Here is a 19,032-nt window from a genome sequence, read left to right on the forward strand (position 1 = left end):
ATGGCAGCATTGTTTGCCATGACATCAGTAGTCATATTCAGTGCCGGTTGTTCCGTTGTTGAAGACACCGCATCGCGTGCAACAGATCAACTCACTGATGCGGCTAGTAAAGAACTTGTACGTCAGGCCTGTGCGCCCGTTCAGGACGGCAGCATTGACGCCGGTGAATTGAAAGTGCTCTCTTCAATCGTTGGTTCCGTTGAAGGTGGCGGATTACCCAATGAGATGGTCAACGTCCTCAATGAGCTTGCCGATTCCGGCGACAAAGCTCCAGCGGCACTGCAAGAACGTCTAAAAACTTCCTGCGATAACGCTACTGCGCAGAGCGAACAATAATTTTTGGCCCATGACCCTGTTTTAGACTTCTGTCATGGTTGAAATTCCTACCAGTGGCAAAGTACGGCTCGACGCGTGGTTGTGGTCCGTGCGCATCTACAAAACTCGTTCCGCTGCCACCACTGCGTGTCGTGCCGGTCATGTGCGCCTCAACGGCGAGCCTGTTAAGGCCTCACAAAATATCGTTGCTGGTGATCGCGTACGCGTGCGTAAAGACGGATTTGACCGAGACCTCGAAGTCACCGGCTTACTCTCGAAACGAGTATCTGCTCCGCTGGCAACCAAGTGCTACCTTGACCATTCTCCCCCGCGTGAGCGTTTGGTGATTCCGCAAGTACCGGTTCGTGAGCGCGGAGCCGGGCGTCCCACCAAGAAGGACCGCCGCGAGATGGATCGCTTGCGTGCTTCTTGGCAGGAACCCGAGTCAGACTAGGACAGTTCGATACCCGGGGCGTCAGTCTCAAATCTAAAGATCTGAGCATAGAACGCCAACGACGATTCCAATGCCCGCACAATATTCTCGGACTTCCTAAATCCGTGCTGTTCACCTTCAAAAAGGATGTAGGCATGGGCGATGCCTCGCTCGGCGAGCGCATCAGCCACCACTTGCGACTGGGCCGGCGGTACGACCTTGTCTTCGTCGCCTTGCAAGAGCAAAACCGGGCAAGAAATCTTTGACACGTGGTTAATTGGTGCACGTTTCTCATAAAGGTCCGCAGCTTCTGGGTAGGGACCAACCAGAGAGAACATGTATTGGGATTCAAAGTCATGAGTATCTTGCACTAGACCTACAAGGTCAGACACCCCGTAGCGGCTGATGCCTGCGGTGAAGACATCAGCGAAGGTCAGCGCGCACAGCACCGTCCAACCGCCGGCGCTTCCACCTTCAATGCCAATCCGTGCTGGGTCAGCGATTTTTTGTCCTACTAGTGCGTTGATTACTGCAACGGTATCTGCGACGTCAACAACGCCCCAGGACCCGCGCAACCGATTGCGGTATTCCCGCCCGTAACCGGTGGATCCTCCATAGTTCACATCAACCACACCAATGCCACGCGAGGTGTAGTAAGCCACCGTTGCACTCAGTGTTGGATTAGCTTGGCTCGTTGGCCCACCGTGCACAAAAGTCACAAATGGGGGTAGTTCACCTTCAACGCCGGTGAGATCAGCTTGGGCTGGACGGTAGAGCAGTGCATGCACAGACTGACCGGCCAAGTTTTTGCATTCGAATTCTTCAACGTCCGGCAGCATGGCTGGATCCGGTAGGTCACCAATCGCACGGGTGATTTCGCTGTGCTCGAGGGTTTCCAGATTGATGAGCGTGATCTGTTCGCCCTCTGTCATCGACGACGTTCCTGCCAAGAGCCAACTATCTTTGAGCGCCAATGGGCGGATGCCGGTGAACGGTAATTCGATGGCATCCAGCCCGCCTGTGGCTGAGTGCACTCGTGCCAGGCTCTTGGTCCCGGTTCCGTAGGAGCACAGCAACGTGTGTGGATTTTCCACCACATACCAGCGGGTGCCAACCTGCCAGAGCGGGCCGGCGAATTCGGCGGGACGGTCCACGAGTCGTGTAGTTCGCGAAGACTCGTCTTGATAGACGTAAGGATTCCACCAACCGCTGGCATCAGAGATAAAAGCAATACGGTCGTCATCCAGCCATTCTGGTTGCATCACCGATTCTTCTTCACCGCCGGCGATGACACGGCTAGCAAGAATTCCCTCATCAGTCAGCTGTGCCAAGTGCAAACGAGTGGAATCCCAAGGCATGTTGGGGTGTTCCCAACTGATCCACGAAAGTTTCTGACCATTGGGGCTCAGTCGCGGTGCTGCGACAAAGCGCGCTGGCGCACTAAGTACGCGAATCTTAGACAAGTCACTGGCAGCGCTGCCGTTTAAAGGAATGGCCACAATATGACGTACGGGTTCAGCACGTAAATCTTCCATGATGGCCACGACCGTATTTTCGGGGCCTCGGGTAAATTCAGCAAAGCGTAGTTTAGGGTCGCCGTCCACCAAGCTCTGGGGCGTTAGCACCGTGGGTTCACTCTGCCCGAGGGTCAGTGAATAAACTCGTTGGTCGCTGAAGTTCGCGAAGATGATTCGTGCTGGTTCCTCTTCAATGAGTATCCAGCTTGCTCCACCATATTCGTGAACGCGTGAACGAACGTTGAAGGGGGCGTCAATCAGTTCTTTGCTGTTTTCACCGTTGCGGTCATACTCAACCAGAGTGATTCGGCCACCTTCTGCGGGACGGCCTTCTTGGACAATAATCCGCTCGCCGTTGAAGCAGGCCCCTCCCAAGGGTTTGGTCCCCGCGGCGACGTCATGTGCTGTGATTGAAGAAGGCCAGGATCCGAAAGGCAAGTTCATAGGCATATTCTTGATCCTAGCGATCTTTGGGATACAGAACGACCCTTAAGAAGAATCATTCAGAAGAGCTTGGAAAATCTATGAGTAAATTTGCTGTATTTCTTCGTGGCGTGAATGTCGGTGGAGTGAAGGTGCTGATGAAAGACCTCAAGCAGTTACTGCAGGAGGCCGGGTTCACCGAGGTAAAGACGCTACTGGCCAGTGGCAATGTGGTTCTCGAATCCTCGGAATCTGATCCACAGCTCATTCAGGCACGGTGCGATGAACTGCTTTCGAAGCACTACCAACGCAGTATTCCCACGCTGGTTTTTGATGCCCAACAGATCAAAGAGCTGGCAGGTCCCTTCGCCCTGCCAATTCCTGAACCGGTCAAGGAGCATCACGGCTACCTCACGCTCTGTCAGAGCACCACGGATGCCAAGGAACTCGGTGAGGCAATTGATGCCTTGGAAAGCTCCCAAGATTTTCTGATCCTTGGTCGTGCGCTACTTTGGGTCGCGGCTAAGGGAACCAGCACCACCGATCCATTGGCCAAGCTGATTCAAACGCAAGCTAAGCAAAGAACCCTGACGACTCGTAACCACAACACTCTGGTGAAAATTGCCAAAATTATTGGCTGATGGGTGCAACAGGCAATAATTGGGCATTGACCACACTTCACTGACCCTGCAAAGGCTCTGGAATGTACATTCTGATTGAACTCGTCGGCATCTTCTTCTTCGCCGTAGCCGGCTCGCTCATGGCTGCCCGGCGCGGTTTTGATCTGCTGGGTTCGGTGTTCCTCGGTGGTGTTTGCGGCCTGGGTGGTGGTGTAGTCAGGGATTTGATTCTGAATGAATCCCCCGCGACCTTCCAGCACCCGATCTACTTTGTGCCACCGGTGTTGGCGGCCTTGTGCGTCTATGCGTTCACTCCGGCCGTAAGAAAACTTCATCGTCTGGTTCAGCTCTTTGATGCAGCAGGCCTCGGACTGTTCTGTATGACCGGTACCCTCAAAGCCTTGGAGCACCAGTTCAACCCGGTCACTGCGATTCTGCTGGGCGTGATCACCAGTGTGGGTGGCGGTCTATTGCGTGACGTTATTTCTAACGTCACCCCGGATTTGTTCAACCCTCGCGATATCTACGCGCTGGCAGCCATGGTTGGTTCAACGTTAACTGTCTTAGCGTGGCATTTGGGTGTGATGAATTCTTTGGTGGGCTTTGGCATTGGCGCCTTGGCCTTTGCTATCCGTGTCGCTTCACTGCGTTTTGGTTGGTCGGTGCCTTTGGCAGCGGGCCACTGGCACCGATCCACCCCCACCTCGCCGGGTCACGACGGACCGCAGCGTCACTTCTAGGTTTTACCCTCAGCTCAGTCGATGCGTTCGAGCTTGCCCATCTCTTCGTTACCCGGAGCATCATCTTCAATGGTGCGTGAAGGGTTGATGATCACCGCGCCAATCAGCATCACGACCACGCAAACGGCGATCATCGAGAACGCCGCGCCCCATGAATCGGTGGCCTTCTGCACCACACCAAAAAGCATCGGTACGACTGCGGCACCGGCATAGCCAAGACCCTGAGCGAAGCCGGAAAGTACGCCAGAGCCGTAAGTGGTCCGCGAGCGTAGGTTCATCATCAACAACGCCACCGCGAAGGTGCCCTGCCCCAGTCCTGCTGCGCAGATCCACAGTGCGGTGTTGTGAGTTGGCGAAAAGAAAATGCCTAGGTGCCCGGTGATCCAACAGACGGTAAAGATCAGTACCGCAATGATTGGATTTTTCAACCTCGGTACCCACAGCGGAACTAATAGGCTCATAGGTAGACCAAGAATGGCAAAGAGTGCCAGCATGTTGCCCGCAGTCATCTCATCAAGTCCGCGATCTTGCAGATACGGCGGCAGCCAGGTGAAGTACACGTAAGTCTGGGCAGAGTTACCAGCCAAGAAGATTGCCAGTCCCCAGGCAACTTTGGACTTCCACGGGTTGATCTTGGCCACTGGGTGAGCCACCGAGTTGGCCCCAACAGCAGGTTCTGAACGGTTAATACCTCGGTCAGCGAAGAGCTGAACCATCCATGGGATAAGCACTATTCCCGAGAGCGCGGCCCATGAACCGATGGACACTTTCCAGTTGCTCATGTTGGCCAACGGAACTGAGAACTGAGGTGCCAACCAGGTACCCACGGCAATCATGGTCACGTACCCACTGGTGACAATGCCAATGCGTTCCGGGAAATATTTCTTAACCAATGGCGGTAAAACTACGTTGCCCATTCCGTAACCGGCCAACGCCACCACAGACAAGGCAAGGAAAGAGTAGACCTCGGGCATGAACACGCGCGCCAGCTGACCTGCTACCGCGAACACCAAGGCAATGATCAGGGTTTTTTCCAGCCCAAAGAGTCTGATCAATCTCGGAGTTAGCAACCCAAAGACAGCAAAAACGATGGGGGCGAGCATTGCCAGCAGACCCGTAGTTAGCTCGGTAAACTCAATATCCGTTTTGATTCTGGCCAGCAATGGCGGCACCGAAACGACAGCTGCTCGCAGGGACAAGGCGAGCATGAGGATGCCAGCAAGTGCCCCGATTCGTCCGCGTAATGGTGTGGAGGTACTGTCTTTCGCCATTGAAGTCTTCCTGATTAGCTTTGGTTGAGATTCCCCAACTTTTTGATCGATGAGACTAACTCTAGTAACCGATCCAGCTCACCATCAAAATTACGCTGATACCAATCGCCCGGAAGAGAGAGTGAAGCGTAGAGACCTTCACCGGTCAGTATGACCAAATGGGCGAGATCTCGATTTCCAATTTCATCTAGAACACAGTTAAACCATCGTTCGCTGGTGCTTTCTAGCGCCTCCAAGGCAGGCTTGACTCCAGCCTGAGCCAAACGGTGCAGTGCCACCAGGTGGCGGTCCAGCTCTGTGTCCACTTCTGCGCTGGTGCGAATGAAGTAGGACGAGGCGCCCTCATCAGCAGTGCTCATGAGTTCAAGGTCGTGAGCAATGTGCACTTCAGCAGCTTCAATAAGCGCCTCAGCCAAGGCTTCTTTGGAGGCGAAGTGGTACAGCAATCCACCCTTAGATACGCCAGCGCGGGCCGCAGTGGCGTCCAACGTCGCCGCGCGTTCACCTTCTTCACATAAGAGTGAAATGTAGGCATCGAGTACTTTGCCGCGGGCAGCTGGTGGGCGGGCCATAACTCTCCGTTTCCTTGGATTGGTGATCTATTTCAACCTTATCTTCAATGGTAACTCTACCGTCTGGACGGTATAGTTACGAAGGGGAAACAACCCTCCATCCAGTTCTAACCATCAAAGGTGAAAGAAATGAGCTCGAACATCTCCGAACGCGCTTCCACGCTGAGCAAGTCGCGTCGTTGGGCGGCGTTGGCTGTTCTAATTTTCCCGGTACTACTAATTTCTGTAGACAACACTGTGCTCTCTTTTGCGGTCCCCGCCATGACTGAAGCCCTATCCCCTACCGGCAATCAGCTGTTGTGGATTATCGATATCTACGCCCTGATCCTGGCTGGTCTTTTGGTTCCGATGGGTTCTTTGGGAGATCGCATTGGACGCCGCAAGCTGTTGCTTATTGGCGCCAGCGGTTTTGCCGTGGTCTCGGCGGTGGCCGCCTTCGCCACCGATGCCAGTCAGCTCATCGCCGCTCGTGCCTTACTTGGTATTTTCGGCGCCATGCTAATGCCGGCAACTCTCTCCCTGATCCGCACGATCTTTCCGGACGCGGTAGAACGCCGCACGGCTATTGCGGTCTGGGCAGCGGCCTTCTCCGGCGGCGCGGTCCTCGGACCGATCGTTGGCGGGCTGCTGCTTGAGCACTTCTGGTGGGGTTCGGTGTTCTTGATGGCGGTTCCGATGCTGCTTCCACTGCTCATCGGTGGGCTAATCCTGGTTCCTGAATCCAAGGATCCCAATCCTGGACGAGTTGACCCGATCTCTATCGTGCTCATTATCTTCACGCTGTTGCCATTTACTTACGCGATCAAAACCTTCGCCACCGCGCCTTGGTTCATTTCCGTGGCGGCAGTAGCCGTAGCGATCATCAGTGGAGTGAGCTTTGTACGCCGCCAGCTGGCCTCGACCTCTCCGATGCTGGAGATGCAACTGTTCAAAAATCCAGCCTTCTCCGGCGCCCTGATGGTTAACCTCATCGGCGTGTTCTCGCTAGTTGGTTTCATCTACTTCGTCTCCCAACACCTGCAGTTAATCACCGGCCTGAGCCCCATCCAGGCAGGCCTATGGATGACTCCGGGTCTGGTGCTAACCATGCTCTTCGGGCTGGCTGCCGTTGCGCTCTCGCGCCGTTTCGGTTCCCCGAACATCATGGCTTTGGGCTTGATCTTCTCGGCGGTTGCCTACTTGCTGGTTCTAATGGCGGGGACCAACGCTAGTGCGCTCATGCTGATGATCGCTTTTGCGATCTTGGGCATGGGCATCGGTATGACCGAGACGCTTTCTAATGACATGACTTTGGCCGCCGTGCCACCATCCAAGGCCGGGGCCGCCTCGGCAATTTCGGAGACCGCATATGAAGTTGGTTCCGTGATGGGCGTGGCAGTTTTGGGCACCATTTTGAACTCGGCTTATTCCGCTCAGCTTTTGGTTCCCGGCTCCCTAGGTCAGGACCAAGCACAACTGGCACGCGAGACCTTGGGTGGGGCGCATCAGGTGGCTGCAGGCTTGAATGCCACCGATGCTCAGGCGTTGCTCGCCTCAGCGGCTCAGGCCTTCGATCATGGCGTATTACTTACTTCGACAATTGCCGCCGCACTCTCTTTGGTAGCCGCAGTGCTCGTATTTCGCGTCATCAAGCCGGTATTTAAGTAAACTTGGCGCACCACTTGCCCAAATTTTTGATTAATTGGTTCAAAGTTATTCAATTGTCGACGGCAAGCACGTAGGCTAGGCAGTGTAGTTCCAAAGTAATTCGCGAAGTACCCGTTAGAAGTATGTGAATGTCGAACCACCTCGGTTGACGCGAGCCCCCTTCTAGACGTGCAGTGAATGACTTGGCTGCTTCGCAAGTTCCATTCTTCCTTTGCGGAAGATGACTCTTGCGTAGATTACAACCAAGATCGCCAATAGAACCGGCGAGAAACGTCTGAAAGGACCAAAGAGAAATATGGCAACCGGAATCGTAAAGTGGTTCAACGCTGAAAAGGGCTTCGGCTTCATCGCACCAGACAGCGGAGATCCAGATGTCTTCGCACACTTCAGCGCCATCCAGACCCAGGGTTTCCGTACCCTGGACGAAGGCCAGAAGGTCGAGTTCGAAGTTGTTGAGGGTCCAAAGGGTCTGCAGGCTGCAGATATCCGCGCTCTCTAAAGAAGGTCTTTGGCGCTAACGCCTGACTTTTCTAAGACGGTCACCGGCATTGCCGGTGACCGTCTTTTTGTAATGAGCGTTGCAGATCACGGAATACATCAGTCCACCGACCGGTTGTACTAGAGGTGAAGCTATCTATTTTGGATCTTGCCCCGGTCGCTCCCGGGCAAACAATCGCCGACTCCTTTAAATCCTCCGTCCGTCTGGCCCAGACCGCAGAACGCCATGGTTATGAGCGTGTGTGGTACGCCGAACACCACAACATGTCGACCATTGCCTCTAGCGCGACATCGCTGCTGATCAGCCACGTCGCCCACCACACCGACAAAATTCGTTTGGGCTCGGGCGGAGTCATGCTACCCAATCACTCCCCACTAGTGATCGCCGAGCAGTTCGGTACCCTAGCCACGATCTACGGCGACCGCATCGACCTTGGCCTGGGCCGAGCTCCGGGCACCGACATGACCACCTTGCGCGCGCTGCGCCGTGACCCATCGTCGGCAGATTCTTTCCCACATGACGTGCTGGAGCTGCAGGCTTACCTTGCCGGTGAGTCGCGTGTGCCAACGGTCTCTGCCACTCCGGGCGCCGGGACGAATGTACCGCTGTACATTCTGGGTTCATCATTATTCGGCGCGAAGCTCGCCGCCCAGCTGGGACTTCCGTATTCCTTCGCCTCGCACTTCGCCCCGGCAGCTTTACATGAGGCCATCCGCGTTTACCGCGATGAGTTCCAGCCTTCAGAACAGTTGGCGCAGCCTTATGTGATCGCCGGTGTGGGTGTCGCTGCGGCAGAAACCGCGCAGAAGGCACATGAGTTACTGAACGTAGCCAAACGTCACCGCGTGGCCAGCTTCTTGGGCCGAAATGCTAAAAAGGAATTCACCGAGGCAGAGATCGACATGCTCATGGATACCCCACAGGCAGAACAGATCCTAGACATGATGCGCTATACAGCGGTGGGTACCGGAGAGCAGGTTGCGGACTACCTGCAGCACTTTGCGACCACGTCGCAGGCCGATGAACTGATCACCATTCACTACCCGAACGAAGAACGTGAACGTTTGGAATCTGTGATGATCACCGCCAAGGCCACCGAACTGCTGGCTACCAAGTAGTCTTCGCAAACAGTACATACAGTTTCGCCCTCGTGCTCATTGAGCTCGAGGGCGAAGTTTTATGCTTTGCTACGGTCGGTGGCCATGGACCATAGGCCCAGGGCTGCAGCCAGGACCGAGCAACAAATAGCAAAGACCAGAATGCTGATTTCCTGTCCAAAGACCCCAACAGCCCAGCCCAGGGCAATTACCGGTACAGCACTGCCGAGGTAGGTAACGAGGTAAATCGTGGAGACCGTTTGGGCATGCTGAGCATCATTGACCGAGTCCACGGCCTTAGCGAAGGCAGTTCGGAAGCTCATGCCCTGCCCCAGACCGACCAGCCCTAGAGCTAGAAGAGCGAGAATCAGCTGGTGGTGTTCGGCGGCAATCGCTAAAAGGACGGTGGACACTGCCATCAGCCCCAGACCGACGGGCAGAAGTTTTGCCCCTCCCCTAACCACTACCTGCGATAAGGCCGAGATACCCAAGGGCAATCCGGCAATGAGGCCGATGACCCATCGTGATTCCAGGCCGAACACCTGGGCGAAGTAGCCCGGTGCCAAGGAGAGCACGAAGCCGAAGATCGCGAAGCTCAGGAAGCCAACCAGTGCGGCTAACCAGAATTGTGAACGCGCGGTACTTGGAATCCCTAGGCGCCGTGGGGCCAGTGCCTTTCCACGCTGTCCGCGTTCGGCCATGGCGATCGCCGGACGAGCCTGCAATGTACCCAGCGGAATCAGGATCAATAACAACAACACCGCTTGGATCATAAAGACGGTAATTCGTCCGCCCGGAAGATTGGCTAACAATCCACCAAGTACCGGACCAAAGGCGACCCCGCCAGAAGAAGCTAGGAGCGTGAAGCGCGAGGCCCATTCGGGCTTGGAAGGTAGCAATTCTCGCAATGCTGCGGCGCTAGCGCCAGTTGCTAGGGCGACACCGGTTCCTTGCAGACCGCGCCCAAGGCACAGTTCCACCAGATTGGAGGCCGAGGCAAAAACGAGTGTACCCATCAGCGAAACCAGCACTGCGATGACCAAGGCCGCACGACGTCCGATGTGATCGGACCAGTGCCCCACGGTGGAGAGGAACAGCATCAGCGAGCAAACATAGCTGGCGAAGGCAATGGTGGTTCCCATCGCACCCAAATGTAGTTCGGCTTGAAGCGCTGGGTACAAAGGGGTGGCAAGGTTGGCGCCCACGAGCAGCAGGAAGCTCACCGATACCGTGATGACCAGACGAGTGGTCAATCCCGGGTTCCAGGAAAGCGTCCGATTGGTCATGGGCTGCATGCGCAGTTCACTGATGACAGACACGTTCACTCCCGGTATCAAATAGGTCAGGCCTTGGGATTCAGAAACAGTCCCGAAAGAGTTTTAACCGGTGGGGCTACTCGCTTCCCCACCGGTGAGTTGAGCGTTCTGCTTGAGTTTGTCTACTGCAACAGATCGTTCACTCACTAATATCCCCGGTTTCGAAGCAGGTAGAAGTCTTTCTTGCTAGAATTTGAGCAGTTTGGTCAAAATAATGGTCTTCGACAACCCCTGGAGTGAGCATATGGTGCGATTAGACGACGTGGACCTCAAGGTACTGCTGGCACTGATTAAGGATCCTCGCATCCAAATTTCCGAGCTTGCCGATGAAGTGGGGATCGCTCGCAATACCGCTCAGTCGCGGTTGCGCAGGCTGCAACGTTCCGAAATTCTTCGTGACGGTGGCCGTGATATTGATCTAGGAAAACTCGGCTACGATGTTCTGGCCTTTGTCACCTTGGAAGTAAGTCACCGTGACCTTGACTCGGTAATCACCGCATTGCGTCAAATCCCTAATGTTCTAGAGATCCATGAGACCTCCGGACGCGGAGACGTTTGGGCTCGGCTCATTGCCACCGACACACATCAGCTGCAGTCTGCCCTGCGCCAGATCTTGCGCATCAAGGGTGTCACCCGCTCGGAGACCACTTTTGCGTTGCACACTCATCTGGCCTACCGCGCCTCTCCTTTGTTGGAACACTACACCGAACACAACCACTAAAAAACTAATTTTTTTCAAGTCTTTAGTTTCGCCAATCACCGTCCTAGGCTGGTGCTACGAGAAGTCACGAGGCGTATCCCCGGCTTCCACCAGCGGATCCCTCGTAATTACGAAGGAGTGCGAGATGACCAGAGATTTTGAACCCACAGAATTCGGCACCGAGTTCGGCAATGACATCTATGAACCAGATGACGGGCGCGATTCTCAGGCTTATGAAGGTTCCAGCGACATGCCCGAAACCATGCGCAATCATGATCCGCTTGCCCAGCGTCAATATCTCTACGATGACGACCTTGAAACCGAAGATGATCTGGATAATGAGTTCACCAGCGATGGTTCAGAGGATGACGATGAAGATTCCTATGATCCTGAGGATGATGACTAACGCCGCGGCTAAGCAAAACTTGGGCTAAAGGCCATAGACTTTAGAAGTGATTAATCCAGTTCATCTGCGCACACTGCTTGAAGTCGTCGCGCATCGTTCCTTTGCCACGGCCGCAACTCGCCTGGGCTACACGGCCAGTGCTGTATCCCAGCAGATGACAGCCCTAGAGCGCAGCACCGGGACCACCCTGTTTGTTCGAGGTGCACGCTCGATCACTCCAACTCCCGGCGCCATGCGCATGGTGCGCCACGCCAAACGCGTACTCACCGACCTTGACGCGTTGATGGCCGATGTCGCTACCATCTCTACCGAGTCCACGGACCTCGAGGAAATCAAGCTTGGCATCTTCCCCTCGTTGGCCACCTACGCCTTACCTCAAATCCTCAAAGCACCCGATTGGGCCTCGTTGGGAATCAATTTGCGTTTGTGGATCGGCGAACCACAACAGACCGTCGCGGGACTAGGGTCCGGCGGAGATCTAGACTTGGCGCTGATTTTCCAGGTGGGCCCCGGTGGACTTTCTTGGCCTGCATCTCTTGAGCGCACGTGGTTGGGTGATGATCAATTCCGTGTTGTCATCCCCGCGTCCTGGCCGATCGCCGAAGACTCGCAACTCACCGTTGACCAGTTGGCTGAATGGCCGTGGATCTTCCACCATCCTGGGACCTCGGACGCGACACTGATCTCGCGATTGTTCTCCTCCTACAATATTCATCCGCAGGTGGCGGCCTACTGCGACGACTTCAACGCATCGCTCAGCCTGGTCTCCTCGGGTCTAGGTGCTGCACTGGTTCCTGACCTAGCCATGGCTAATGCTCCTGAAGGCATCCGTATTGTTGATGCTCCAGAGATTCGTTTGGCACGTTCCATCTTTGCGCTCAAGCCGGAGAACTCTAAAAAACCAAAGGTGGCTCTGGTCTTGGACCGGCTCACCCAGATCCTGGCACAGTAAAAAATAAGAGCACTAGGCCTGGTACCTGTCTTCCCGTGCGAGCAGTACCGATGAATATTCAAGAGAGTCTGAGGATGACCAGCGTTCAGAACCCCGTCAATAGCGTGCCGACTGTCATTTCCACGGTGTATGGGGCCATCGGACATGTCGAGCTCAACCGCCCGGAAAAACTCAACGCGCTCACCTTAGAGATGCTTACCGAGTTGGATCGTGTGCTCAAAGTCTGGGCCGAAGATTCCTCAATCCAGTTAGTTCTCCTAACCGGTCGCGGCGAGCGAGGCTTCTGTGCAGGCGGGGACATTGCGGACTTCCATCAAGCAATCACAACCGGCAAACATCAGGACTTCATCAATCTACTGTCCAGCGAATTTGATCTCGACTATCTGATCTCTACCTACCCCAAACCACTGATTACTCTGGCACATGGGATCACCATGGGTGGTGGTGTGGGGTTGGCCAGCCACGCTCCAGTTCGACTGGTCACCGCCAGTGCCAAAATGGGAATGCCCGAAGCCAAGATTGGTTACACCCCGGATGTGGGCGGAAGTCATCTACTGGCCAATGCTCCTGGCTATCTGGGCGAATACTTTGCGATGAGTGCCGCCTCGTTCTGTGGAGCAGACGCCGTCTTCATGGGATTTGCTGATGTGGTGGTCACCGACGCCTTTGCCGAAAACATCTTGGATGAACTTGATGAGCTGCTGGGCCTGAGCCCCGCAGAAATCATCTCCGCTATCGAAGTTCTGCACGGCGCACCAGAGTCCTTCGCCCTCCAGCAAACCCAGGGCTGGGTTGATCATGCTTTCAGCGCCCAAACCCCACAAGAAGTGATCGAACGCCTTGAGCAGATGGTGCATCCGGCAGCAGGTCAGGCCGCACAATTACTAGCCGCTAACTCGCCATCGAGCATCTGTGCTGCGTTCTATTCGGTCCGCGAGGCACGCGCTGAACAAGACCTTCGCTCCGCCCTAAACCGTGAACTGCGCTTGGCCAGCTTTTTGATGCACCAACCAGATCTGGCAGAAGGAATCCGCGCCCAGGTCATAGACAAGGACCGCAACCCGCACTGGTCACCAGCGCTTTTGGCCGACGTCTTCCAGGATGAATTACGGTCCCTAGTCCGCGAATGACATATTTAGCTATCTGCTCCAGGTCTGCCCTCGGGACGGGTCACATCCGAATGCACCGGACGAACCTTCGCTGAATCCCTGGGCTCGATACGTGGTGCACTGACCGCGTCCTGTGGCTCGCGCACCACTGGTGGTTCGATGCCCACACCCATCGGTTCTTCAAAGTGCAAGGGTGCGTGCTCCCCGAAGTGATCGGCATCTGCTTCCTCCCAGTCCTCTTTCCACGAACCCGGGGCATCTTCAAGCAGTTCTCCGGGACGCAGCCAGTGGAACAATGATGCGTAGGACCTGGTTGATTGCAGGTTGACTCGGCGACGAAGCATTCGCGTGTTCAGCTGCTTGGGGCTGCTTAGCCCCATGGACGCCATGATCTGCGCAGCTTCGGTGACCGTCAGACGGTGATAGTTGTAGACGCGGTGCCCTTTGTCTTCCACGTCCAAGGCACGCATCAACCGCTTGTTCTGTGTGGCCACACCGACCGGGCAGTGATTGGTATGGCACTGTTGCGCCTGAATACATCCGGTAGCCATCATCATGGAACGTGCCGAGAAGGTGAAGTCAGCGCCTTGAATCAGACGCTTGATGATATCTGATCCATTGGCAATTTTTCCTGCAGCTGCCACACGGATTTCTTCGCGCAGTCCTGCACCCACCAAAGTATTGTGCACCAGCATCAGCCCTTCGGTCAGCGGTGCACCTACGTGATCTTCGTACTCCAGTGGTGCAGCACCGGTGCCACCTTCGGCGCCATCCACGGTAATGAAGTCCACCAAAATTCCGGTGTCCAGCATGCCCTTGCATAGGGCCATGATGTCGGTTCGGGAGCCGACACAGAACTTCACACCAATAGGCTTGCCGCCGCTAAGCTCACGCAGTTGAGCAACAAAGTGCATGAGCTCGCGTGGGGTGGAGAACTCGGCATGGCTGGCCGGTGAAATGCAGTCCTGACCCATGGGAACATCGCGGGCCTCAGCAATTTCAGCGGTGACCTTGGCTGCCGGCAGCACGCCTCCAAGCCCGGGCTTAGCTCCTTGGGAGAGCTTGATGGTGATGCCTTTGACCTTCTCGTGGCTGGCTTTTTTGGCGAAGGTTTCTGGGTTGAACCGACCTTCGGATGTACGACAACCGAAGTATCCCGAACCGATTTCCCAGAACAGGTCGGCCCCGTATTCCAGGTGGTACTTGGTCAGCCCACCTTCCCCGGTTTCATGAACGAACTCACCCATGGCAGCACCCTTGTTCATGGCCAATACTGCGTTAGCCGACAAAGCCCCGAAGCTCATCGATGAGATATTCATCAGAGAAATCTCGTACGGCTGGGTGCATTGGCTTGAGCCTACGGTGACCCGGAACTGGTTGGTGGGCGGTGCCACCGGAGCAGCCGAATGCAACAGATACTCGTGTCCCAGCTCGTTGACATTGCGTTCGGTGCCGAAGGCTTTGTGGCTATCGGCTCCCTTAGCGCGAGCGTAGATCAATGAACGGGTATCACGGTCAAAGGGTTTGCCGTCGGTGTTGCGCTCAATGAAGTACTGCTGAATTTCTGGGCGGATGAATTCAAACAAATAGCGTGCATGCCCCACGATCGGAAAGTTGCGAAGAATCGCATGCTTTTTCTGCAGCAGGTCTCGTATTCCGAGCAGAACAAGAAGCCCGGTCAGGGCCACTAAGATCCACCAGACCCAACCACCTGAGGTACTAGCCAGGATTGCGGTGACCACAAATCCTGTAGCGAGGACACCTAAGAACAGGAGAACCACTATTCGCATCATGGTGCCGAGCCTAGTAGCTATGTGCGCGCTTGTCAGGCACCTAGGCCGGAAGGATTCGGTCCATCTCTCGGATTGCCATCAGGGAGAACATCGATTTCTGATCTTTCAAGAGCTGCTCGGCGCTACCGGTCTCGGCCACGGCTCCATCGTCCAAGACCAGAATCTGATCCGCGTGACTCACCGTTGCCAAACGGTGGCTTATCATGATGACGCTCATGCCCAACTGACGTCGACGCTCAATGGCTTGCAACACCAGATGTTCGCTAGCCGAATCCAACGCGCTGGTGGACTCATCAAGGATCAGAACTTTTGGATCGCGAATCAGTGCGCGAGCCAATGCTAGGCGTTGACGTTGTCCGCCAGAGAGCCTAGAGGAGCGGTCACCCAGGCGCGTGTCTAGTCCGGATTTTTGCTGGCTAAGCCAAGCATCAAGACCCAGCTCGCCCAGCACTTGTTCTAGTTGTTCATCACTGAATTCGCTCTGTCCCAATTGGAGATTTTCACGCAGTGTTCCGCGAACCATCACTGCTTCTTGAGTAACTAACATGACCTTGGTGCGCAATTGGCTCAGGCTGGCTTCGGTGATATTTACACCGCCGAAGGTGATTTTCCCGTCGTAGTTCAGTGAGCGTACCAGGGCCGCTGCGATCGAGGATTTTCCGGATCCGCTTTCTCCAACCATCGCCAGCATGCCGCCGGGAGCAATTTCAAAGTTCACGGCTTCAAGCACTTGCTGTTCACCGTAGCTAATAGCCAGATTGTTGGCCTGCAGGATTCCAGTTTCCGGTAGCGCGACTGGCATGGCAGGATCTACCACCACAGGTTTTAGGGTGGCGGTGGCATGAAGTCTGCGAGCGCTGGCTAGCGAATCTTGAAGCCCCAGCACAAAACCGTCAACGGTACGCACTGCCTCGTAAGAAGGAACCGCGACGCACCCCAAGATGATCAGTGCGCCAAGTTGGTTTTGCCCTCCAAGGACAAGGAACAGGGCCAGCATGCTGCCCCAGATACTTAGCTGAGTTAGGGTCGCTCGAACCGCGGTGATGGTGCCGGTGCGTACCGTAGCGTTGCCCGCTGTGCTGGTGCTTTCGCGTAGTTTTTTCATCGCTTCGTTTCCACCACGGAAGCTGTGCAGGACTTCAATCCCCCACATGGCCTGATTCATCAGCTGATTTTGAGCTGACCTTTCCGAAGCAGTAATTGCGGCGTTAACCTTCAGCTTGCGTACCGAGATGGCTGGAATGATCAGGCCTATCAGTACATAGCCGCCCAGCAGGATCAGCGCGGGAAGCGCTCCGAAATACATCCAGGTTCCCCACGTCGCCACGGCGCTGACTACAATGGCCGCCACCGCTGGAGGAAGAGTGTGGGCAAAAAAGACTTCCACTTTGTCGATATCGCTGGTGGCTCTGGCTAGTAACCGTCCAGAGTTTTTTGTTGCTGCGTTGAAGGGAGCTTGACGTTCAAAAGCTGCATACATTTCTTGGCGCAGGCGAGCCAATGAAAGGAAAGCTACCCGGTGCCCCACGTACTGTTCGAGGTAGCGTAAGACACCTTTAACCAAGCTCAGCACAATAATGCCTGAAACCAGCCACCACCAGTTCAGGGAGCTAAGGAACTGAAGACTATTCAAGTTCAATGCCTTGCTCAATCCCACACCTGCCATCAGGTAAATTCCGATGGAGCTCAAGCGCGTCAGGCAGGAAAATATGCTGGCCAAGGCCAACGGAGCAATAAGGTCCTTGGTGGTTGAGATGAGCCACAAGACTGTCGAGAGGGTTCGCTTCTTTTCTCGGCTCATGCTTCCTTCTCCCCCAAGGCCCGCAGACCACTTGACTGCAACTGGGCAGTGCGTTCATCCAGCACGCTCAACGCTTTGTTCAAGTAACCCTCCTGTTTAACCAGTTGTTCACGTGGGCCAAACTGTATGACTCTGCCATGATCCATGACCACCACGTAGTCATAGTCCTGAAGCAAACCGAGGCGGTGCGTGACCGTAATGATGGTGGTTGAAGCGCCAAGCTCGCGAAGGATCTTTCGGATCTCCGCTTCACTGTGAACATCTAATGCACTGGTGGGTTCATCAAGCAGTAGCACCGGGCGCTGGGCCAGCAAAGCCCGGGCCAGGGCGAGTCGTTGGGCTTGGCCACCTGAAAGACGAGCTCCACCTTCGCCCAGTGGTTGGTCAAGTCCCAGCGGTTGGGCCGCCAGCCAGGAAGCTAAACGAACTTGGCTCAGGGCAGCAAGTAGTTGTTCATCGGTAGCTTGCGGAGCGCCTATGCGCAGGTTTTCTCCAACGCTCACGCCGAAAAGTGTCGCCTGTTGTTCTACAACCGCGGTGTTGGCCTTCAAAGTAGCCGGTCCCATCGCTTGACGACCGTCGTGGATCAGACCGGCAGAGGATTCTAGTTGTCCTTGCAAGACTCGAATCAACGTGCTCTTGCCACTTCCCGATGGCCCCACGATGGCGGTGCGTGAGCCGGCAGGGAACTGAAGATTGATTTCGTTCAGTGCAAGATCAGCGTTGTTGTACGTGGCGCATACGTTTTGGATGAACAGTCCGTTATCTTTCAGATTAACCGTCAGAGGGTTAGCCATGGAGGGATGCATCGGAATCTCTTGGATCTCGGCCAGTTGTTTCTCGGCTGCTCGTCCGGTCATTCCAATGTAGAAGAAACTACCGACGTAGTTCACCGGGGCAAGCATCAGATAGCTGAGGATAATCAGCGCAAAACCCGCTCCGGGGCTGAGGGCCTCAGAGCTAGTACGCCACCAGGCCAACCCCGCAGAGCTGGCCAAGAGCAGTACCGCGAAGCTGGAATCAATGACCAAGAGTATGAGCTGGTTTCGCGCCAAGAGTTTCATGACCTGCTGGCGTACCCGCTCGGTGGCAGCATTGATGGTTTTGCCCATCCAGATACTGCCCGAATTTAGCTTGAGCATATTCAGCGAGCGCAGGGCGTCGAGGAAAGTTGCCGACAAGATACCTTGGGCGCGACGGTATTCTCCGCTGGATCCGCCAAACCGCTTCTGGAATCCCAATACAATCGCCGGCACCAGCCCGGTGGGGATCAGCAGCAAAATCGCGCTGAGCGGGTCAATGAATAAGGCAATGAAGATCAGGATTAATACCGGTGTGGCCGCAGCTGCGCTGGCAGGCCCTAGGAAGGTGGAACGGTACTTCACCGAGCGGTCCACCGACTCCATGGCCGCATGCACCAGTTCGCCCTCGCCGGTTTTGCGCACAGCCAGTGGACCGATGGAAAGGTAATGTTTGAGCAGTATCGAGCGGTGGTAGGAGGTGAGCAGTTGGCTGTCGTGAGAGATCACCACTGGAACGAGGAATGTTGACAGGGCCAGCGCGAGTAACTCGCCGCCTACTCCGATATACCACTGCGTATCTAGCGCTTCGCCTCGATACAACAGGTCGAATCCTTGCCCGAGCAAGATGACCAATCCGGCGGTGGCGGCGGCGGCAAAGATGCTCAGGGCCACGACTATCACTGTTGCTACCGAGAAATATCCAAAGAGCCTACGCACACCACTATCCTAGGCCAGATCGATTCGTGGTTCGCAGGTGCGATGTCACACATTGCCGGTGGGAGCGTGATTGAGAGAAACT

At 55.4% G+C, this 19,032-nt stretch carries 18 protein-coding genes; 11 read left to right on the forward strand and 7 right to left on the reverse strand.

The annotated features are described in order from the left end of the window. Together FJV47_RS09350 and FJV47_RS09355 are read left to right on the forward strand one after the other, a co-directional pair. Window positions 1–336 carry a hypothetical protein gene (locus tag FJV47_RS09350; protein ID WP_235026404.1) on the forward strand — a complete coding sequence of 112 codons (336 nt, stop codon included), beginning with the start codon at window positions 1–3 and terminating at the stop codon, window positions 334–336. Between the two features lie 34 nt (window positions 337–370). Then, window positions 371–769: an RNA-binding S4 domain-containing protein gene (locus FJV47_RS09355; RefSeq protein WP_159612283.1), complete on the forward strand. Its 399-nt coding sequence runs from the start codon at window positions 371–373 to the stop codon at window positions 767–769. On the opposite strand, the gene FJV47_RS09360 is transcribed toward FJV47_RS09355, so the two are convergent. Next, the gene (locus FJV47_RS09360; protein ID WP_235026405.1) at window positions 766–2,709 is read right to left on the reverse strand and encodes a prolyl oligopeptidase family serine peptidase; all 1,944 of its coding nucleotides are present in this window, start codon (window positions 2,707–2,709) and stop codon (window positions 766–768) included. The genes FJV47_RS09355 and FJV47_RS09360 overlap by 4 nt on opposite strands. An 80-nt stretch (window positions 2,710–2,789) precedes the next feature. Between FJV47_RS09360 and FJV47_RS09365 the strand changes: the two genes are divergently transcribed. Both FJV47_RS09365 and FJV47_RS09370 read left to right on the forward strand, forming a co-directional pair. Beyond that, entirely contained in the window at window positions 2,790–3,329 is a 540-nt protein-coding gene (locus FJV47_RS09365; RefSeq protein ID WP_159612287.1) for a DUF1697 domain-containing protein, read from the forward strand. A 62-nt stretch (window positions 3,330–3,391) separates the two neighbouring features. Then, the gene (locus FJV47_RS09370) at window positions 3,392–4,048 is read left to right on the forward strand and encodes a trimeric intracellular cation channel family protein (protein WP_159612289.1); all 657 of its coding nucleotides are present in this window, start codon (window positions 3,392–3,394) and stop codon (window positions 4,046–4,048) included. Window positions 4,049–4,062: 14 nt separating this feature from the next. Here FJV47_RS09370 and FJV47_RS09375 read toward each other — a convergent pair whose 3' ends face one another. Then, on the reverse strand, window positions 4,063–5,319 hold the full coding sequence (locus tag FJV47_RS09375) for a CynX/NimT family MFS transporter (protein WP_159612291.1): 1,257 nt from the start codon (window positions 5,317–5,319) through the stop codon (window positions 4,063–4,065). 14 nt (window positions 5,320–5,333) lie between these two features. Beyond that, a complete protein-coding gene (locus tag FJV47_RS16705; RefSeq protein ID WP_159612293.1) occupies window positions 5,334–5,891 on the reverse strand; it encodes a TetR/AcrR family transcriptional regulator in 558 nt (185 codons plus the stop codon). A gap of 129 nt (window positions 5,892–6,020) precedes the next feature. Here FJV47_RS16705 and FJV47_RS09385 point away from each other — a divergent pair, with 129 nt between their 5' ends. The 3 genes from FJV47_RS09385 (at window position 6,021) to FJV47_RS09395 (ending at window position 9,155) form a co-directional block, all read left to right on the forward strand. Next, window positions 6,021–7,538, forward strand: coding sequence for an MFS transporter (locus FJV47_RS09385; protein ID WP_159612295.1), 1,518 nt, complete (start codon window positions 6,021–6,023; stop codon window positions 7,536–7,538). A 295-nt stretch (window positions 7,539–7,833) separates the two neighbouring features. Next, window positions 7,834–8,037, forward strand: coding sequence for a cold-shock protein (locus tag FJV47_RS09390; protein ID WP_013349999.1), 204 nt, complete (start codon window positions 7,834–7,836; stop codon window positions 8,035–8,037). A 125-nt stretch (window positions 8,038–8,162) separates the two neighbouring features. Beyond that, entirely contained in the window at window positions 8,163–9,155 is a 993-nt protein-coding gene (locus FJV47_RS09395) for an LLM class flavin-dependent oxidoreductase (RefSeq protein ID WP_159612297.1), read from the forward strand. A 59-nt stretch (window positions 9,156–9,214) separates the two neighbouring features. Here the strand turns inward: FJV47_RS09395 and FJV47_RS09400 are convergent, their stop codons facing one another. Beyond that, window positions 9,215–10,453: an MFS transporter gene (locus FJV47_RS09400; protein ID WP_159612299.1), complete on the reverse strand. Its 1,239-nt coding sequence runs from the start codon at window positions 10,451–10,453 to the stop codon at window positions 9,215–9,217. A gap of 241 nt (window positions 10,454–10,694) precedes the next feature. Between FJV47_RS09400 and FJV47_RS09405 the strand changes: the two genes are divergently transcribed. The 4 genes from FJV47_RS09405 to FJV47_RS09420 all read left to right on the forward strand — a co-directional run bounded on the left by FJV47_RS09405 (window position 10,695) and on the right by FJV47_RS09420 (window position 13,638). After that, on the forward strand, window positions 10,695–11,171 hold the full coding sequence (locus FJV47_RS09405; protein ID WP_159612301.1) for an Lrp/AsnC family transcriptional regulator: 477 nt from the start codon (window positions 10,695–10,697) through the stop codon (window positions 11,169–11,171). A gap of 124 nt (window positions 11,172–11,295) precedes the next feature. Beyond that, entirely contained in the window at window positions 11,296–11,556 is a 261-nt protein-coding gene (locus FJV47_RS09410; protein WP_159612303.1) for a hypothetical protein, read from the forward strand. A gap of 46 nt (window positions 11,557–11,602) precedes the next feature. After that, a complete protein-coding gene (locus FJV47_RS09415) occupies window positions 11,603–12,508 on the forward strand; it encodes a LysR family transcriptional regulator (protein ID WP_159612305.1) in 906 nt (301 codons plus the stop codon). Between the two features lie 74 nt (window positions 12,509–12,582). Next, a complete protein-coding gene (locus FJV47_RS09420) occupies window positions 12,583–13,638 on the forward strand; it encodes an enoyl-CoA hydratase/isomerase family protein (protein WP_159612307.1) in 1,056 nt (351 codons plus the stop codon). A 5-nt stretch (window positions 13,639–13,643) separates the two neighbouring features. Here FJV47_RS09420 and FJV47_RS09425 read toward each other — a convergent pair whose 3' ends face one another. Genes FJV47_RS09425 through FJV47_RS09435 form a run of 3 tightly spaced genes read right to left on the reverse strand, consistent with a single transcriptional unit; the run spans window position 13,644 to window position 18,950 of the window. Then, complete coding sequence (locus FJV47_RS09425) at window positions 13,644–15,410, reverse strand: FMN-binding glutamate synthase family protein (RefSeq protein WP_159612309.1); 1,767 nt, start codon at window positions 15,408–15,410, stop codon at window positions 13,644–13,646. Between the two features lie 40 nt (window positions 15,411–15,450). Then, on the reverse strand, window positions 15,451–17,211 hold the full coding sequence (locus FJV47_RS09430) for an amino acid ABC transporter ATP-binding/permease protein (protein WP_159612311.1): 1,761 nt from the start codon (window positions 17,209–17,211) through the stop codon (window positions 15,451–15,453). After that, window positions 17,208–18,950 (reverse strand): ABC transporter ATP-binding protein/permease, encoded by a 1,743-nt coding sequence (locus tag FJV47_RS09435; protein ID WP_159612313.1) that lies wholly within the window; start codon window positions 18,948–18,950, stop codon window positions 17,208–17,210. The genes FJV47_RS09430 and FJV47_RS09435 overlap by 4 nt, the downstream gene beginning before the upstream one ends. Between the last annotated feature and the right edge of the window lie 82 nt (window positions 18,951–19,032).

Source organism: Glutamicibacter sp. JC586 (assembly GCF_009805585.1).
In the GTDB taxonomy this organism is placed as follows: Bacteria; Actinomycetota; Actinomycetes; order Actinomycetales; family Micrococcaceae; genus Glutamicibacter.

Coding starts and splice junctions, on each gene's coding strand:
- FJV47_RS09350 (WP_235026404.1), top strand. CDS start 1: ATGGCAGCATTGTTTGCCATGACATCAGTAGTCATATTCAGTGCCGGT.
- FJV47_RS09355 (WP_159612283.1), top strand. CDS start 371: ATGGTTGAAATTCCTACCAGTGGCAAAGTACGGCTCGACGCGTGGTTG.
- FJV47_RS09360 (WP_235026405.1), bottom strand. CDS start 2,709: ATGAACTTGCCTTTCGGATCCTGGCCTTCTTCAATCACAGCACATGAC.
- FJV47_RS09365 (WP_159612287.1), top strand. CDS start 2,790: ATGAGTAAATTTGCTGTATTTCTTCGTGGCGTGAATGTCGGTGGAGTG.
- FJV47_RS09370 (WP_159612289.1), top strand. CDS start 3,392: ATGTACATTCTGATTGAACTCGTCGGCATCTTCTTCTTCGCCGTAGCC.
- FJV47_RS09375 (WP_159612291.1), bottom strand. CDS start 5,319: ATGGCGAAAGACAGTACCTCCACACCATTACGCGGACGAATCGGGGCA.
- FJV47_RS16705 (WP_159612293.1), bottom strand. CDS start 5,891: ATGGCCCGCCCACCAGCTGCCCGCGGCAAAGTACTCGATGCCTACATT.
- FJV47_RS09385 (WP_159612295.1), top strand. CDS start 6,021: ATGAGCTCGAACATCTCCGAACGCGCTTCCACGCTGAGCAAGTCGCGT.
- FJV47_RS09390 (WP_013349999.1), top strand. CDS start 7,834: ATGGCAACCGGAATCGTAAAGTGGTTCAACGCTGAAAAGGGCTTCGGC.
- FJV47_RS09405 (WP_159612301.1), top strand. CDS start 10,695: ATGGTGCGATTAGACGACGTGGACCTCAAGGTACTGCTGGCACTGATT.
- FJV47_RS09410 (WP_159612303.1), top strand. CDS start 11,296: ATGACCAGAGATTTTGAACCCACAGAATTCGGCACCGAGTTCGGCAAT.
- FJV47_RS09420 (WP_159612307.1), top strand. CDS start 12,583: ATGACCAGCGTTCAGAACCCCGTCAATAGCGTGCCGACTGTCATTTCC.
- FJV47_RS09425 (WP_159612309.1), bottom strand. CDS start 15,410: ATGATGCGAATAGTGGTTCTCCTGTTCTTAGGTGTCCTCGCTACAGGA.
- FJV47_RS09430 (WP_159612311.1), bottom strand. CDS start 17,211: ATGAGCCGAGAAAAGAAGCGAACCCTCTCGACAGTCTTGTGGCTCATC.